Annotated in this window: 10 protein-coding genes; 7 read left to right on the forward strand and 3 right to left on the reverse strand. The window is 66.4% G+C overall.

The features are described from left to right. Positions 1-28: 28 nt before the first annotated feature. Positions 29-1,315: an alanine racemase gene (locus AC069H_RS19155; protein ID WP_478233230.1), complete on the reverse strand. Its 1,287-nt coding sequence runs from the start codon at positions 1,313-1,315 to the stop codon at positions 29-31. A 513-nt stretch (positions 1,316-1,828) separates the two neighbouring features. Here AC069H_RS19155 and AC069H_RS19160 point away from each other — a divergent pair. The 6 genes from AC069H_RS19160 to AC069H_RS19185 all read left to right on the forward strand — a co-directional run bounded on the left by AC069H_RS19160 (position 1,829) and on the right by AC069H_RS19185 (position 10,998). After that, positions 1,829-2,920 (forward strand): nucleotide disphospho-sugar-binding domain-containing protein, encoded by a 1,092-nt coding sequence (locus AC069H_RS19160; RefSeq protein ID WP_478233231.1) that lies wholly within the window; start codon positions 1,829-1,831, stop codon positions 2,918-2,920. A gap of 993 nt (positions 2,921-3,913) precedes the next feature. Next, positions 3,914-7,588 carry a nitrate reductase subunit alpha gene (locus AC069H_RS19165; protein WP_478233232.1) on the forward strand — a complete coding sequence of 1,225 codons (3,675 nt, stop codon included), beginning with the start codon at positions 3,914-3,916 and terminating at the stop codon, positions 7,586-7,588. Continuing rightward, positions 7,588-9,150, forward strand: coding sequence for a nitrate reductase subunit beta (narH, locus tag AC069H_RS19170; protein ID WP_478233233.1), 1,563 nt, complete (start codon positions 7,588-7,590; stop codon positions 9,148-9,150). Before AC069H_RS19165 ends, narH begins: the two co-directional genes overlap by 1 nt. Before the next feature lie 38 nt (positions 9,151-9,188). After that, entirely contained in the window at positions 9,189-9,758 is a 570-nt protein-coding gene (gene narJ / locus AC069H_RS19175) for a nitrate reductase molybdenum cofactor assembly chaperone (protein WP_478233234.1), read from the forward strand. Continuing rightward, positions 9,755-10,480: a respiratory nitrate reductase subunit gamma gene (narI, locus tag AC069H_RS19180; protein ID WP_478233235.1), complete on the forward strand. Its 726-nt coding sequence runs from the start codon at positions 9,755-9,757 to the stop codon at positions 10,478-10,480. Before narJ ends, narI begins: the two co-directional genes overlap by 4 nt. Next, positions 10,477-10,998: an HPP family protein gene (locus tag AC069H_RS19185; RefSeq protein ID WP_478233236.1), complete on the forward strand. Its 522-nt coding sequence runs from the start codon at positions 10,477-10,479 to the stop codon at positions 10,996-10,998. The genes narI and AC069H_RS19185 overlap by 4 nt, the downstream gene beginning before the upstream one ends. Positions 10,999-11,081: 83 nt before the next feature. Here the strand turns inward: AC069H_RS19185 and AC069H_RS19190 are convergent, their stop codons facing one another. Further along, on the reverse strand, positions 11,082-14,012 hold the full coding sequence (locus AC069H_RS19190) for a BTAD domain-containing putative transcriptional regulator (protein ID WP_478233237.1): 2,931 nt from the start codon (positions 14,010-14,012) through the stop codon (positions 11,082-11,084). A gap of 816 nt (positions 14,013-14,828) precedes the next feature. Between AC069H_RS19190 and AC069H_RS19195 the strand changes: the two genes are divergently transcribed. Beyond that, the gene (locus AC069H_RS19195) at positions 14,829-15,212 is read left to right on the forward strand and encodes a hypothetical protein (RefSeq protein ID WP_478233238.1); all 384 of its coding nucleotides are present in this window, start codon (positions 14,829-14,831) and stop codon (positions 15,210-15,212) included. 120 nt (positions 15,213-15,332) lie between these two features. Here AC069H_RS19195 and AC069H_RS19200 read toward each other — a convergent pair whose 3' ends face one another. Beyond that, positions 15,333-15,731: a hypothetical protein gene (locus AC069H_RS19200; protein WP_478233239.1), complete on the reverse strand. Its 399-nt coding sequence runs from the start codon at positions 15,729-15,731 to the stop codon at positions 15,333-15,335. Positions 15,732-16,354 lie beyond the last annotated feature (623 nt).

Genomic DNA, 16,354 nt, shown 5'->3' on the forward strand with positions numbered 1-16,354 from the left:
ACGAGCTTCTCCTTGGTTCGTAGCGGAGTCAGATTCCGTCCAGTCGCCAGCGCGGTGATGCCGCACCGCCGCCCAGGCGAAGAACGGCTTTCAGCGGCAGCGGGTTGTCGTGGAACCGCGATTCGAGGAAGTCCATGTGGTAACCGGCGGTGTTGAGGTAGACCAGGTGATCACCGGGCCGCACGGGCCGGGGGAACCCGATCTTCCGCCACGTCACCATGTCGTTTTCCAGACAGGTCGAACCCGCGACGCAGGCCGGGAACATCTCGTCGGCGGCGGGCCGGGCGGAGATCAGCACGGGGTCCGGGAGATAGTCGGTGTTGAACCACGGTTCGGAAAGACTGAGGCTGTTGCCCGCGACGGTGACGATCGCGTACCCGTCGGTGTCCCGCCGGTCCTCGACCTGCTGCACGCGGTACACGGTGAATCCCGCCTGGTCCAACAGTGACCGGCCGGGCTCGACGATGAACCTGATGCCGTCGTGAGCCGCCTTCGCCGACAGGGTCTTGCCACCGTCCACCGGGTGGCTCATGATCTTGCGGGCCGCCTGGGTGGTCGAATGCCCTCCGTACGGGTAGAAGTAAAAGCCCTTGGATGCCTTGGCCGGGTGGTAGTGCGCAGGGTCGTTCTGCTGGAGGAATTCATCCCAGAGCCGTGAATTGACATAGCGCATCGGTAACCCGCCGCCGATGTCGACCAGGTCGGCGGACAGCGCACCACGCCGCCTGGCGTCGAGACAGTGCTCGATCATCTCGTTCGCCGCCACCGCGCGTTCCTCCGGGGAGTATCCGTTCAAGTGGAACGAGAATCCCCGCAAGCTCACGTGGTCGGCGAGCTCCACGCCGAGACCGACGGCCGAGTAGCGCTCGGTGGCGGCCATGCCGAAGCGGCTTGTCGGTTGAGCACCCGTCCGGGCTCGCAACACCACCCTGACCTGCCGGTGCGCGAGCCGTGCGGTCGCGGCCAGCCGCCGGAGTTCGCTGATCGAGTCGACGGCGACCAGGCAGTCGTGCTGGACGGCGAGTGCGTGCAGGGTGTCGTCCTTCTCCGGACCGGAGATGCCGATCCGGTGCCCGGGCACTCCGCAGGCGAGGGCTTTGACCAGTTCCGCCGTGCTGGCGACGTCGATGCCGAGACCGAGGGCGGCGGCCGACTTGGCGTAGCAGTCGGCTTTGTTCGCCTTCTTGGCGAACAGGATCTCGGCATCAGCCCCCGCCTCCGCGAACGCCTGCCGAAGCTTGACGACGTTCTCCTCGAAGACCTCGGGCAGCACGACATGCAAAGGTGACCCCAGGCCGTCAAGCAGGTCTGCCAACAGGGGCCGGTGATCGTCCAGAAGTGTGGAAACCGTGGGATGTCGAAGAGCGGTGAGCACGAAGGGTGGGACCGCGGAGGACTGGGACAGCCGCTCTTGGCTCGTTGTGGACACCGGACCTGTCTAGCAGCAAACGACAATCGTTTTCAACAGAGGATTTCGAGCCCTCACTCCGGCAGAGCCGTTGCCTCACGGGAAACGCTCCGCACATACGGGGTATTGGCGCAGGTGAGAGATACGGCTCGACCACTCGGCCTCGCCAAGGCCGACGATGCGTCAAGGCAAGGCTGTGACGAAGGCAACGCCAAGAAGAAAAGCCCGACGGAACGGATTAAACGACAGAACAGGTCTGAATTCGACCAAACTGGACCGTCTTTTCACAGCAGAACGGACGGCGCGGAGAAACCGGGGAGAAATGGCTCAATTTGGACGCGCCTGCCAAAGTCAGACCGCATAAGCGGCGAGTCTGTGGTGGACATGTGAAAGCCGACTCGAACTGGTTCACTTGGCGGCATGAGAGTCTTGTTCGTCTCCACACCGATCCTGAGTCACCTGATACCTGTCATTCCGCTCGCTTGGGCATTTCGGGCGGCGGGTCACGAGGTTCTTCTCGCCACGAGCACCGAAGTGGCCACCAAAGCGAACGCGGGGCTTCCCGCGGTCGACATCGCGCCGGGATTCAGCCTGGCCTGCTGGCTTCGGCAGGTGCCCGAGCAGGACGGCTCCGACCTGCCGCTTATACAGCGCGCCGTGCAGAAATTCGCATTATTGAATGAAATGCTGGCAGACCAGGTCGTGAGCGTGGCGGAGGCGTGGCGTCCGGACACCGTGGTCTATTCCGAGATGGCCGTTTCAGGTTCACTCGCGGCATCCCGGATCGGCGTTCCCGCTTTCCGGCACAACATCACGCTCGCCGACTTCACCGGAATGGTCCAGGGCACGGCCGCCGAACTCCAGCCCGTCTACCGCCGCCACAACGCCGTGGACACGACGTCTCGGGACGAAACGTTCACGATCACGCCAGAGAGCCTGGGCCCCCATCGTGATGGCATCAGGATTCGATGTCTGCCGTTCAGTGGTGTCGTGGTGCCGGACTGGTTGCGCGAAACGCCGAGGCGCCGGAGGGTTTCCGTTACCCTGGGGACGCTGGATCGTGGTCAAGACGAACTGGAAGCGGTCCGGCGTATCATTGCGGTCGCATCCGAGGTGGACTGCGAGTTCGCCCTCGCGCTGGGCGACACCGATCTCGCGGCGTTCCCGCCCTTGCCACCCAACGTATTCAAGACGGGCTGGATACCGCTCGCCACCCTATTGGCCACATCGCACGCGGTCGTACACCACGGCGGTTCCGGCACGACCCTCGCCGCGATCAGTACCGGAACACCCCAGTTGCTGCTCCCCGACGGGGCTGATCGCCATGACAACGCGGGCATCGTCCAGCGAAGGGGCATCGGGCTTTCTTCGACACCAGAGGAACTGAACGCGACCCTGGTCCAGCGTCTGCTCGACGACCTGGACCTACGCCGCGCCGCCGCGGAAGTCCGGACGGAGTACGAGCGGCTACCCGCTCCCTCGGACGTCGTCGCTCGAATCTCCGGGCGATGACGGTCCACAGCGGATCAGTGCCGTACATACAGGGGCGCCCTCTTGACTGTCCATAAAGGACTCCAGTCAGGCAATGGTGTCCATTTTGGGCATTTTGCGCGGGGGTCGTGAGCGGCAATGGTCGTCATATAGAGGTAAGGCAAAAGTGGCGTGTTGCGAAAGCCACTTTCGCAACCTTCAACGTTGCGAAAGTGGCTTTCGCAACGTGGGCGGGGTAGGAGCGATCGTGGCAGGAGAGGTCCTGGTGCGGTGGGGTGTGTCGCGAAAGCCACTTTCGCGACGTCTGGCGTCCCGAAAGTGGCTTTCGCGACACGAGCACCGGGCGCCGGCTTCGAGAGAACGCTCGCCGCAGAGGTGCCGGACACGCCACGTTTGCCTTACCCCTCAATAACCGTCCTTACCACTCACGACCCCTCGAAAACCACACCTTTAGCCAACAACCGGACATTTCACCGCGCGGAAATGTCCCTTGTGGACATTCAAGGCGAGGCCGGCTCTCATGGCCATCGGGACCACCCACGAAGGCCTCCCGCCTACCTTGAAGCCATCGAAGGGTCCTCGTCGGAGCTCAGCTCGCCACGTTTGCCCTTCGGCTCAAAACGACCCGAAACACTCACGACCACCAGGCGGCCGTGTCGCGAAAGCCACTTTCGGGACATCAGGCGTCGCGGAAGTGGCTTTCGCGACATGCCTTCGTCATCCCGCCACGTTTGCCTTGCCCCCCCAATAGCTCTCTCGCATCACCTTGCCAGGCCATAGATCACCAGGGACACCACTCCGGAAAAGGAATAATCGAGTTTATCGCAACAGTTACCCCGCCATTACCAGCACATTTACTTGCTGGCCTCTTCGAGTGATCAACACCCATGATCACCCTCAAGGAAAGACAACCGGCACACGGACCGCTAGCATCACACCGTTCCCCGGACAGACTCGGCACGCCCTGTTCGCACTGTCTGCCTCATTCACGACTTTAGTCGGGAGGTCGCGAGCGTGCGCTCGCCACGAAAAGCAAACGAATACCACCACGAAGGCGCGGCGACCACCGCCCTGCTGCGCCTCGGCCGATACCTGACCCGCGCGGAGAGTTCCCCGGACCTGCGTTCGGTGCATCTCACCGGCGGCCGCGAAGGCGACGCCTTCTACCGCGATCGATGGAGCCACGACAAGGTGGTCCCGTCGACGCACGGCGTGAACTGCACGGGTTCCTGCCGCTGGAGCGTGTACGTCTCCGACGGGATCATAACCTGGGAGAGCCAGGACCCCGATTATCCCTCGGTCGGCCCAGACAAACCGGAGTACGAACCACGCGGCTGCCCGCGAGGCGCCTCCTTTTCCTGGTATTCCTATTCCCCGACCAGGGTTCGTTTTCCGTATGCGCGAGGCGTTCTGGTGGAAATGTACCGCAGCGCACTGGACCAGCACGGCGATCCCGTGGTCGCTTGGGCTTCGGTGATGGACGACCCGATGAAGAGGCTGTCCTATCAGCGCGCACGGGGAAAAGGCGGACTGGTCCGGATCAGCTGGGACGAAGCGACGGAAATCGCCGCCGCGGCACATGTGCACGCCATTTCCCGGTACGGCCCGGACCGGGTCGCCGGCTTTTCGCCGATCCCCGCGATGTCCATGGTCTCGCACGCGATCGGGTCCCGGTTCATGGCACTGATCGGCGCTCCGATGCTGTCGTTCTACGACTGGTACGCCGATCTGCCGGTGGCCTCGCCGCAGGTGTTCGGCGATCAGACCGACGTGCCGGAATCGGCCGACTGGTGGGATGCCGCGTACCTGATGATGTGGGGTTCGAACGTCCCCGTGACCAGGACCCCGGACGCGCACTGGATGGCCGAGGCGCGCTATCGCGGGCAGAAGGTCGTCGTGGTCTCCCCCGACTACGCCGACAACACCAAGTTCGCCGACGAATGGCTGGCCCCGCACCCCGGTACCGACGCCGCGCTGGCGATGGCCATGGGGCACGTCATCCTCACCGAGTTCTTCGCCGAACGGCAGATCCCGTACTTCACCGACTACGTCCGCCGCTTCACTGACCTCCCCTTCCTGGTCACGCTGGCCGAACGGGACGGCGCGTACATCCCGTCGAAGTTCCTCACCGCCGCCGACCTCGGCGAGGACGGAGCGGAGCCGCGATGGAAGACCGTGCTGGTCGACGACCGCACCGGGGAACCGGTCGTACCCAACGGTTCGGTCGGATTCCGCTGGAACGAGCAAGATCAGGGCCGCTGGAACCTCGACCTCGGTGACGTCGTGCCGCGACTGAGCCTGCTCGCCGACCCCGACCACCAGGGCGTCGAGGTGTTGCTTCCGCGGTTCGACGCGGAGGGTGTCCTGCGGCGCGGGGTGCCCGCCGTCCGGCAGAGCGGACAGTGGGTCACCACGGTGTTCGACCTGCTGATGGCACAGTACGGAGTGCGGCGCGGCGATCTTCCCGGCCGGTGGCCGTCCGGCTACGACGATCCGGCGGAACCCTGCACGCCGGCCTGGCAACAGGAACTCACCTCGGTCCCGGCCGACCGGGTCACCAGGATCGCCAGGGAGTTCGCCGAGACGGCGGAGGCGTCGCGTGGCCGGTGCATGATCCTGATGGGCGCGGGCACCAACCACTGGTTCCACTCCGACACCATCTACCGCTCGTTCCTCGCGCTGCTCACGATGACCGGCTGCCAGGGCCGCAACGGCGGCGGCTGGGCGCACTACGTCGGCCAGGAGAAGGTGCGGCCGCTGACCGGGCATCAGACCCTGGCGGGCGCGATGGACTGGGTACGGCCCGCCCGGCAGATGATCGGAACGGCCTACTGGTACCTGCACACCGGCCAGTGGCGCTACGACGCGCTGCGCAACGACGAACTGACCTCCCCGCTGGCGCAAGGAAAACTCGCCGGGACCAGCGCCGCGGACACGCTCGCGCTCTCGGCGCGGCTGGGCTGGATGCCGTCGTTCCCCACCTTCGACCGCAATCCGCTCGACCTGGTCGACGAGGCCGGGGCAGCCGGGCTCGACCCCGTCCGCCACGCGACCGCCCAGCTCCGCGAAGGGAAGCTGCGCTTCGCCGCCGAGGATCCGGACGCGCCGGAGAACTGGCCCCGGGTCCTCACGGTGTGGCGCTCCAACCTGCTCGGCTCGTCGGCCAAGGGACACGAGTACTTCCTGCGGCACCTGCTCGGCACGGACGCGAACCTGCGCGGTGCGGAGGCGCCGCCGGACAAGCGGCCGAAATCCGTGAAATGGCACGACACCGCCCCCGTCGGCAAGTTGGATCTCATGCTGGCGATCGATTACCGGATGACCAGCACCACCCTGTTCGCCGATCTCGTGCTCCCCGCCGCGACCTGGTACGAAAAGCACGACCTCTCGTCGACGGACATGCATCCCTTCGTGCATTCCTTCAACGCCGCCGTCGATCCGCCGTGGCAGACCCGCACCGACTTCGAGGCCTTCCACACCATCGCGAAGCAGTTCAGCCGGCTCGCCGAACGCCATCTCGGGGTGCGCAGGGATCTCGTCGCCACCCCGATGACCCATGACACCCCGGGGGAGACGGCGCAACCGGGCGGAGTCGTCCGCGACTGGCGCGACGGCGACGTCGAACCCATCCCGGGCGTCACCATGCCGAAGCTCACCGTCGTCGAACGCGACTATCCCGCGGTGGCGGCGAAACTGGCCACGCTCGGTCCATTGCTGGAGAAGCTGGGCGCCACGAGCAAGGGGATCACCTACGACGTCGGCGAGGAACTGAACTGGCTGCGCGCGAAGAACGGCGTCGCGACGACAGGGGCCGCTCAAGGCCACGCGCTGATCGACACCGACATCAAGGCGGCGGACGCCGTGCTCGCGCTTTCGGGCACCACCAACGGACGGCTGGCCACCCAAGGCTTCCGCGAGCTCGAGAAGCGGGTGGGCACCGAACTGGCGCATCTTTCCGCCGAACACGAAGGAAAACGGATCTCCTTCGCCGACACCCGGTCGCGCCCGGCATCGGTGATCACCAGCCCGGAGTGGTCCGGCAGCGAGAGCGGCGGCCGCCGGTATTCGGCGTTCGTGATCAACGTCGAACACGGCAAACCCTGGCACACCCTCACCGGCCGTCAGCACTTCTTCCTAGACCACGACTGGATGCACGAACTCGGCGAGGCGCTGCCGGTCTACCGGCCGCTGCTGGGGGCACAGCACATCTCGGACGGGCGGGGCGACGCCGCGGAGGTCACCGTGCGCTACCTGACCCCGCACAGCAAATGGTCGATCCACTCGACGTACCAGGACAACCTGCACATGCTCACCCTGTCCCGCGGCGGACAGGGAATCTGGATGAGCCCCGCCGACGCCGAAGCCATCGGCGCCCACGACAACGACTGGATCGAGGCGGTCAACCGCAACGGCGTCGTCGTCGCCCGCGCGATCGTCTCCCACCGGATGCCCGCCGGCACCGTTTTCCTCTACCACGCCCAGGATCGGGCGGTGAACGTGCCACGAAGCGAGGCCACTGGCAAACGCGGCGGCACGCACAACTCGCTGACCCGGCTGCTGCTCAAACCGACCCATCTCATCGGCGGATACGCCCAGCTCTCCTTCGGTTTCAACTACCTGGGCCCCACCGGCAACCAGCGCGACGAGGTCACCATGGTCCGCCGCCGTTCCCAGGAGGTGCGTTACTGATGCGGGTCATGGCACAGCTGGCCATGGTGATGAACCTCGACAAGTGCATCGGCTGCCACACCTGTTCGGTGACCTGCAAACAGGCCTGGACCAACCGGTCGGGTACCGAGTACGCCTGGTTCAACAACGTGGAAACCCGGCCCGGGCAAGGATATCCACGCCGGTACGAGGATCAGGAGCGCTGGAAGGGCGGCTGGGAGCGGACGGCCAAAGGCAGGCTGCGGCTTCGCGCGGGCGGACGGCTCGCCAAACTCGCGAAACTGTTCGCCAACCCGGAACTGCCGGAGATCTCCGACTACTACGAACCGTGGACCTACGACTACGCCACCCTGATCGAGGCGCCGCTCGGTGACGACGTGCCCACCGCCGCGCCCCGGTCGGCCATCACCGGCGAACCCGCCCAGCCTTCCTGGGGACCGAACTGGGACGACGACCTCGGCGGGTCCACCGAACACGGCGTCAAGGACCCGATCGCCGAGAAACTGCGCGAGGAACTCGGGATCAAGATCAAATTCGAGTTCGAGCAGAGCTTCATGTTCTACCTCCCGCGGATCTGCGAGCACTGTCTCAATCCGTCGTGTGTGGCCAGTTGCCCGTCCGGCGCGATGTACAAACGCGAAGAGGACGGGATCGTCCTGGTCGACCAGGACCAGTGCCGCGGCTGGCGGATGTGCGTCACCGGCTGCCCGTACAAGAAGGTCTACTTCAACCACAAGACCGGCAAAGCCGAGAAGTGCACCTTCTGCTACCCCCGGGTGGAGGCCGGACAGCCGACGGTATGCGCGGAAACCTGCGTCGGGCGGCTGCGCTACATCGGCGTGCTGCTCTACGACGCCGACAAGGTCACCGCGGCCGCGTCCGTCGCCGACGAGCACGACCTCTACCCCGCACAGCTCGATCTGCTGCTCGACCCGCACGATCCCGCGGTGATCCGGGCTGCCGAGGCGGCGGGCGTCCCGCACGACTGGCTCACCGCGGCCCGGCGTTCGCCGGTCTACCAGCTGATCCACGACTACCGGCTGGCGCTGCCGCTGCATCCGGAATACCGCACGATGCCGATGGTCTGGTACATTCCGCCGCTGTCACCGGTGGTCGACGCGATCAGCGGCAGCGGACACGACGGCGAACACCGCGACAACCTGTTCGGCGCCATCGACGCCCTGCGCATCCCCGTCGAGTATCTGGCCGAACTGTTCACCGCCGGGGACACCGCCCCGGTCGAACGCTCCCTGCGGCGGCTGGCCGCGATGCGGTCCTACATGCGGGCGGTGAATCTCGGCAAGGAGACGGACGAGGACATCCCCGCCTCCGTCGGCCTCACCGGCGAGCAGATCTTCGCCATGCACCGGCTGCTCGCGCTGGCCAAGTACGACGAACGCTATGTCATCCCCACGGCGGGCGTCGGGCAGGCCCACGACCTGGAGGGCATCGCCACCCGGTGCAGTCTCGACGTCGACGGCGGTCCGGGCATGGGCAGTGAGTCCACAGTGGACCTGGTGAGCTGGGACGACGGCGCGCGGCCGGACGCGCTGTTCCCGACGCTGCGAGGGCAGGGCCGGTGAAACGTCTCCGTCCCCGCGCCACCCGGGACCATGCGGCCGTGCGCCAGATCGCCGGCTGGTGCCTGCAATATCCCGACGAAGCCGTCCTCGGCAAACTCGGTCTCCTGCGGGCTTGCCTGGATGAGATCACCGGCCCCGGCCACGACGAACTCTCCCGCACGGTGGCCTGGCTCGAACAAGGCGACCCCGGCGAGCTGGCGTCGCATTACATCGAGGTCTTCGACCGGAAACCCCGGCGGACACTGCATCTGAGCTGGTTCCTCGACGGCGACACCCGGCGACGTGGCGAGACACTGGCCGCCCTGCGCCGGTTCTACCGCACCCACGGTTTCGCGCCCGCCGAGAACGAGCTGCCGGACTTCCTGCCTGTCATCCTGGAGTTCGCCGCCGCGGCCGATCCCGGCGCGGCCGGACAGGTCCTCGCCCGCTTCCATCCGGCGCTGGAACTCCTGCACCGCAATTTGTCCACTGTGGACACGCCGTATCGCGACGCCGTCACGGCGGTGCTGGCCACCCTGCCCGCCGTCCCGGCCCCGCTCCCCGCCGAGCCCCCGGCCGAACTGGTCGGCCTCGATCCGTTCCCGACCGGCGCCGGAGGTGGCCGATGAGTTCCGGACTGGAGCTGCTGCTGTGGGGCGCCGCGCCCTACGCGTCGATCGCGCTGCTGGTCTTCGGCACGATCTGGCGCTATCGCCACGACAAGTTCGGCTGGACGAGCCGGTCAAGCCAGCTCCACGAGTCCCGGCTCCTGCGGGTGGCCGGCCCGGTGTTCCACGTCGGCCTGCTGATGGTCATCGGCGGTCACGTGCTCGGCCTGCTCGTGCCGAAGGGCGTCACCGAGTTCGCCGGACTCGACGAACACGGCTACCACCTCATCTCGCTCGGCATGGGCAGTCTCGCCGGGCTGGTCGCGATCGGCGGGCTCGGTCTCCTGCTCTGGCGGCGGATCCGGGTGACGGCGGTGCGCGCCGCCACGTCGGTCAGTGACCGGTACATGTACGTGGTGCTCGTGCTGGTGATGCTCGCCGGACTGGCGAACACGCTGGTCGACAACGGTCTCCGCGGCGGCTACGACTACCGCGAGACGGTCGCGCCCTGGTTCCGCGGCATCCTGCTCCTCGATCCCCAGCCGGATCTGATGGCATCGGCGCCGTTGGACTACCGGTTGCACGTCGCGCTGGGCATGCTGCTGTTCGCGCTGTGGCCGTTTTCCCGCCTGGTACACGCTTTCAGCGCGCCGGTGCGATACCTGTTCCGCCCGTACGTGGTCTACCGGCGCCGCGCCCCCGGCAGCGTCGGCACCCGTGATCCGCGCCGTGGCTGGGAATGACCGGAATCCGCCGCACCGCCTACGTCGCGCTGGGCTCGTTCGGCTGCATCGTGCTCATCGGCCTCTGCGCTATCCTGTCCGGCGCGCCGCTGCTGTTCCCCTCGCTCGGGCCCACCGCGTTCCTGGTGTTCGCGACCCCGCGGGCGCCCGCCGCGAGCCCGCGCAACACGGTGCTCGGTCACCTCGCCGGGATACTCGCGGGCCTCACCGGCCTCACCGTCACCGGGCTGCTCGCGGCCGCGCCGGACCTGATGCATCCTTCCTTGGCCCGGATCGGGGCGGCCGCGATCGCACTAGGACTCACCTGTGCCGCGATGGCCGCACTGGAGATCCCGCACCCACCCGCCGGGGCCACGACCTTGATCGTCGCACTCGGCCTGCTGCACACCGTTCCGCAGGTCGTCGCGATCCTGGCGGGCGTGGCCCTCATCGCGTTGCTGGCGGTGCTGGTCAACAAACTGTTCGGCGTGGCCTATCCCTCGTGGAGGTCACCCGCCGCGGTCGAAGCTGCCGGTTGAGACGGCGGGCCGATCAGGCCGGTGACCGAAGGAGGAGACACCGTGGTCGCGTTGATAGTGGCCGTCGTGCCGGCCGTCGACGGTCAGAACGCCGGGAAGGGTTTCGCCGGAAGTCCCAGCCGGGTGAGCGCGTCGACGTAGATGCGGTGCCGCCGCCGCGCTTCGCCGTGGCGGCCGGTCGATTCCAGCGCCGTGATCACCCCGAGGTGTGCTTCCTCGTCATACGGGTCCTTGGCCAGCAGGCGAAGCCAGTAGTAGACGGCTCGGTCGTGGTCGCCGCCGCGGGCGGCGGCACGGCCCAGCGCCGCGACGACCTGGAGGTAGAGCGCTTTCGCCTCCTCGCGGATGCCGATGGCCCAGTCCTCGTAGGGGTCCTCCTCCAGGAAATCGCCGGTGTAGAGCGTTTCGGCCGCGGCCATGTCGTCCGGGTCCCGGTCCCGCAGAGCCGTTTTGGCGGCGACGAGGAACTCTTCGACATCGATCCGCAGGCCGGTGAGTCCGATCGAGTACTTGTCGGCGACGACGAAGTGATCCTGGGGCAGCACACGCTCCGCGTCGAGTACCGCGCGGATGATGGAGAGCACCACGGAGAGCCGGTTCGCGCATTTGGCCGTGTCTTCGTCCGGCCAGAGCGTTTCCATCAGCAGTTCCCGCGGCGTGGTGTGCCCGCGTCGGGCGATCAGCAGTTTGAACAGGTCGCGTGCCTTCTTCGAGCGCCAGTCCTCGACACCGACCGGCACGCCGTCACGCAGCACCTGGAAGTTGCCGAGCACTTTGACCAGCAGGGTGCAGTGCGCGGGAACAGGTACCCGGTTGAGCACGCCGGCGGCATGCTCGGCGAAGTGCCCCACCCCCAGCGCCCGCAACCGTTCGCCGGTTTCGTCCAAGCTCGCGGGTGCTCCGTCGAGGCGGGCGAGCGCGGCATCGCAGCGGGCACCGCCGATCCGGTGGTCCAGTGAACGCCAGGTTTCAGCGGCCTCGGTCAGCAGACGCTCCGGCGCGGCCGAGAGCAGGGCGCGCAGTTCCAGCGCTTCGGCCTGTCCCGCGCGGTAGCCGAGCGCGGAGGCGAGAGCGGCCGCACGTTCCGCGAGCTCCGTGGCGTTTTCCCGCTCGTCGCGGGCCAGCGCGATCCACCCGGCGGCCAGGAACGCGCCCACCCGCGGCACTCCCCCGCAGACGGCTACCGCGCGCGTGGAAAGTTCGGCCGCCTCTTCCGGGTCGCGTGCGAAGACGACGCGGGCGAGGCCGGTCAGTGCCTGTCCCAGCGTCTGGTGGTCTTCGGTCCGCTCGCTGATCGTCACGGCCTCGCGGTAGGCGTCAGCGGCCAGGGAGAGTTCACCTCGGACGAGGTGGAGGTCGGCGAGGCCGGTGAGGGCGCGGGACGCGGCATGGCTGCCGGACTCGCGGTACCCGCGGAGGGCGGCCCGCAGATCGGCTTCCGCTTCCGCGCAGCGCCCGAGCGCGAGCTTGGCGCCCGCGCCACGGCAAAGCGCGTGCAACCGGATGCCGCGATCTCCGGCGCGATCGGCTTCGGCGACGACGGAGTCGAGTGCGGCCAGCCCGCCTTCGTAGTCGCCGTCATCGAGGAGGCGGAAGGCACGGTGACCGAGGACGACGGTGCGAAGCGCGCCGGCCTTGGCTCGTTCGGCGTGCTCGACGGCTTCGGCGTACCACCGGTCGGCTTCGAGCCGGTTGCCGGTCAGCCCGGCGAACGCGCCACCGATGGCGGTCGCCATGGTCAACGCGGCTTGGTGTCCGTCGCGCCGGGCGGCGGCCACGGCGCGTACGCAGGTGTTCGTCCCGGTGTCGATGTCGTTGCGGAACCAGTGCGCGATGGCTTCCCAGGTCAGCACCATGGGATCGGCGCCGGGCGCGCGGCGGCAGGCTTCGAGCACCGCGCGTGGATCCCCGAGCAGGTGGTGGGTGAGAGCCAGCTCCGCGGTGAGTTCGGCGTCCGGTGGTCCGTCGTTCGACGCTCGCTCGAGGCAGCGCAGCGCGCCGGTCCAGTCTCCGAGCGTCCGGCGGGCTCCGGCTTCGACGAGGTCGAGGGAGCCCGTGGGCAGCCGCAGGCAGGTGTCGAGCACTTCGGCGGCGTGGCCGTCCGCGAGCAGTGCCGGCGCGTGAGCCCGCAGAAGCGCGCGGACGACCTCTGGTCCGGGGAGTCCGAGGACGGCGGCCACCAGCGGACCAGCGGAGTACCAGCCGCCGGGGTACTGCCGCAGGACCCCGGTCGCGCCGAGACGCGCCAGCCGCGTTTCCGGTACCGCGAATCCGGCAGCGACGCAGAGATCCGGGTGGAACCGGGGCAGGAAGGCGACGGTTCGCAGCAGATGGAGCACCGCGGCAGGTTGGTCGCCGAGGAGCTCGGCCGTGACGTAACCGGACAGTGGACCGCCCGCGACGTCGGCGCGGCCGAGCGAGTCCGCCCGCGCCTCCGGGGCTTGGCGCGCGAGCCACCGCGCGGTCAGCACGACGGCCGCGGGCCAGCCACCGGTGAGCCGATACAGCGACGGCGCGAGGACTGCGGCGTCCCGGTCCCGGATGACCTGGCTGAGCAGCGTCGCCACCTCGTGCTCGGCGAAGGCGAGCGCGGTCGCGTCGATCTCCAGTACCTGCCCGCGACCACGGAGCCGGTCCAGCGGGAACGGCACGATGGAGCGGGTCAGCAGCACGAGGTGGACGTCGCCGGGGTGGATGAACTCGCCGAACACGTCGATATCCTGGTCGGCGTCGTCGACGACCACGACCGCGTCCCGGTCGGCCGCTCCGACTAGCTCGCGCAGGCGAGTGGCGACATCGCCGTCCGCGGCTGACAGGTAATGGCAGTCCGATCGTTGGCGGGCCCAGGCCGCCACGAGCGAGGTCTTGCCGTACCCGGCGGCGGCGGTCACGACCGTCAGCGGTCGCTGCGTGGCCTCGTCCAGCATCGCGAGCTGAGCGGGACGGTCCACCCACACGGCCGGCCGTGCGAGCCCGCCGGTTGTGGTGTTCGCCGTCGTGCTGGGTGCTGTCATGGTGTGGCAAGCCCTCCCTGTTCCTCCGAAGATCCCGGCGTCGTCCATGTTCGAAGAACCAGGCCCCGTGCCGCTTCGTGGAAATGACGTAGGCGAGCACCCTGGACGACGCAACTTCGCCGGCCACGCTGACCGGCCGGAGTGAGGGATGAGCCAAAGGTGGCGTCGAGGCGGTCGTCTGCGCCGAACGAGGCGAAGGGGACTTTCGGACTTTCGCCGCATCGCACGCGCGGAAAGTCCCCTTCCTCCCGAGTTCGCCGATCCCGCACCACCTTCCACGGCCGGTGAAGCGCCAGCGAGAGCCCCTGGGGCCGATGGACCGGGACGTGTGAGGTGTCGGTACAGGTTGTCGTGAGTGGCAATTGGTGTTGATACCTGAATCGTTGCGGACTGGGACTGGAGCGGCTTGATGAGGCTAAAGGGGACTTTCCACTCGTCTCATGCGGCGAAGGACGCTTTCGCCGCATCACGTGCGCTGTTGGGAAAGTGGTTTCGCGAACTGGCCGCTCTGCTACGCGTGAAAGCTGGTGGCGGGGTGCGCGCCCTACCGGGTACGTCGTAGACCTCGCGGTCGAGGAAGACTCTGCCGGCAGACGAAAGAACCGTGCCAGTTCACGATCACGTTCGTGCACGGGTGCGGCTGCTTGCCCGTTTTCATCTGCCACGCACCGCCGAGTACGGCACCTCGACCCTCATCGCCTTCAGTGACTCGGCGATGTCGCGGTCTACTGCCAGCCCGCCAGGTCGAACCGTGTGTGTCGGGATAGCTCTCCACGAGGGTTTGACGACTGGGAACGTCAGGTGCATGATTGAGCAGTGACCGAGAGTAAACGAAATCCTGTAATTGATGAATGGCTTAACGGACTTTCAGTAGGGGACCAGGGTAAGGCTAGGGCGGCTGCACTGAAGGCAACGAACCAGCTCAACGCCTTGCGCGTATCAAGCGAGCTTGACGTAGGAACCTTTCCGGATGAAATCCTCGCAGCTTGGGCCTTGGAGATCGTTCGGGCACGACGAGTGGTAAGCCAGTCAGAATATGCCTTTATTAAAGAAGCGTGCAACAAGGGGTGGTCGTGGGATCAAATCTGCGACCGGCTCGGACTCTCCAGTCCGGAGGTCGCCAAGGAGCGCCAGGAGACTCTTGCGGTTGAGCTGGAACGCACACAGCCGCCAAACATTCCCGGCGCATATGACCGGTAGCAGGAAGGCGTCATTTTACGGGGCGAGATTGCTCGCGACGGATCAATTTCAGGCAGCCCGGTGATCGAGTCGACTACCATGCAGATCACAGCAGGCGACTCGATCACCGATTGGTTAACACTATTTGCCGAGCGCTAATTTGCCGTCGTATTTACGAAGCTTGGCGATGTCCCCGTTGCCGTACCAGAGTTCGGCAATCTCATTGTTTCCGAATTCGGCACACCAGGTGTACTTCCAGCCGAATGTGTCTGCGAGAAGATTTGCCGCCCCATCGCACATTTGACAGGCAGTCAAACGGTCGTCGCCGTAGTAGTGGTCGTAGTACATATTCGTAACATCCGGCTTGGTGAGAAGTCCTCCGTCGCAGCCGGGACTAATGGCCATACTCTCAGCAGGCGATCGACTTTCATTCGCGGACGCCGTCAAGTTCGAGGCATCGGCAGCGCTCGCGATGCCGGAACCCATTGTCAGGCTGATCAAGCTGGCAGCAACGGCGACAATTAACCCAATTTTTCGCATGATGAAACTCGCTCTCTTTTGTGACAATTTACGCGCATTATTGCGCGCTAGTCGCACCCATTGCGGACGAGTAGCTAGTTGACAACAGTCATCGGAAGGCTTCGAAAGTTGCAGCCGACCTTTTATTGATGACGCAATAATCGTAATTACTATCCCCTCCCGAGATTCCACGTTAGTTAGTTAGCTTCTGGCATGCCACCCGCCATACGAGTGATAGATCAACACCCCTCTGACCTGCCAATTAGCCAGGATCGCTGACGGCCGAGCAACCGATGCGCAAGATGTTGCGTGACGAATTGAGGCGGCCTGGCCGAATGAATTACACAATGACCGTATTCGCCGTTATGTCCAAGGTGATCACGATTTGTCGTTCACACCACATTCGACAAGGAGGGCGTACCGCTGGCTGCTGGATCGGTCGCGCACCAACTGGTGCCGCCTGTTGATGCAGCTGCATGCGCAGAATGTTCGTGGACGGCTACCGCGTGCTCGGACACGATGATGCGATCGAGCCGCTTGGCTGGTCGCATTGGGTCCATAACGGGATGGCGCCGTCGCCAGGCGGCGGTGCATCGTGCGACGCCGAAGTACGGCTCGGCTTACGCCACCGTCCTGCCGGGTGA

The organism is Amycolatopsis sp. NPDC043887, assembly GCF_056435665.1.

Excerpts from the sequence above, each read along its gene's own strand:
- AC069H_RS19160 (WP_478233231.1), top strand. The coding sequence starts at position 1,829 with ATGAGAGTCTTGTTCGTCTCCACACCGATCCTGAGTCACCTGATACCT.
- narH (WP_478233233.1), top strand. The coding sequence starts at position 7,588 with ATGCGGGTCATGGCACAGCTGGCCATGGTGATGAACCTCGACAAGTGC.
- narI (WP_478233235.1), top strand. The coding sequence starts at position 9,755 with ATGAGTTCCGGACTGGAGCTGCTGCTGTGGGGCGCCGCGCCCTACGCG.
- AC069H_RS19185 (WP_478233236.1), top strand. The coding sequence starts at position 10,477 with ATGACCGGAATCCGCCGCACCGCCTACGTCGCGCTGGGCTCGTTCGGC.
- AC069H_RS19190 (WP_478233237.1), bottom strand. The coding sequence starts at position 14,012 with ATGACAGCACCCAGCACGACGGCGAACACCACAACCGGCGGGCTCGCA.
- AC069H_RS19200 (WP_478233239.1), bottom strand. The coding sequence starts at position 15,731 with ATGCGAAAAATTGGGTTAATTGTCGCCGTTGCTGCCAGCTTGATCAGC.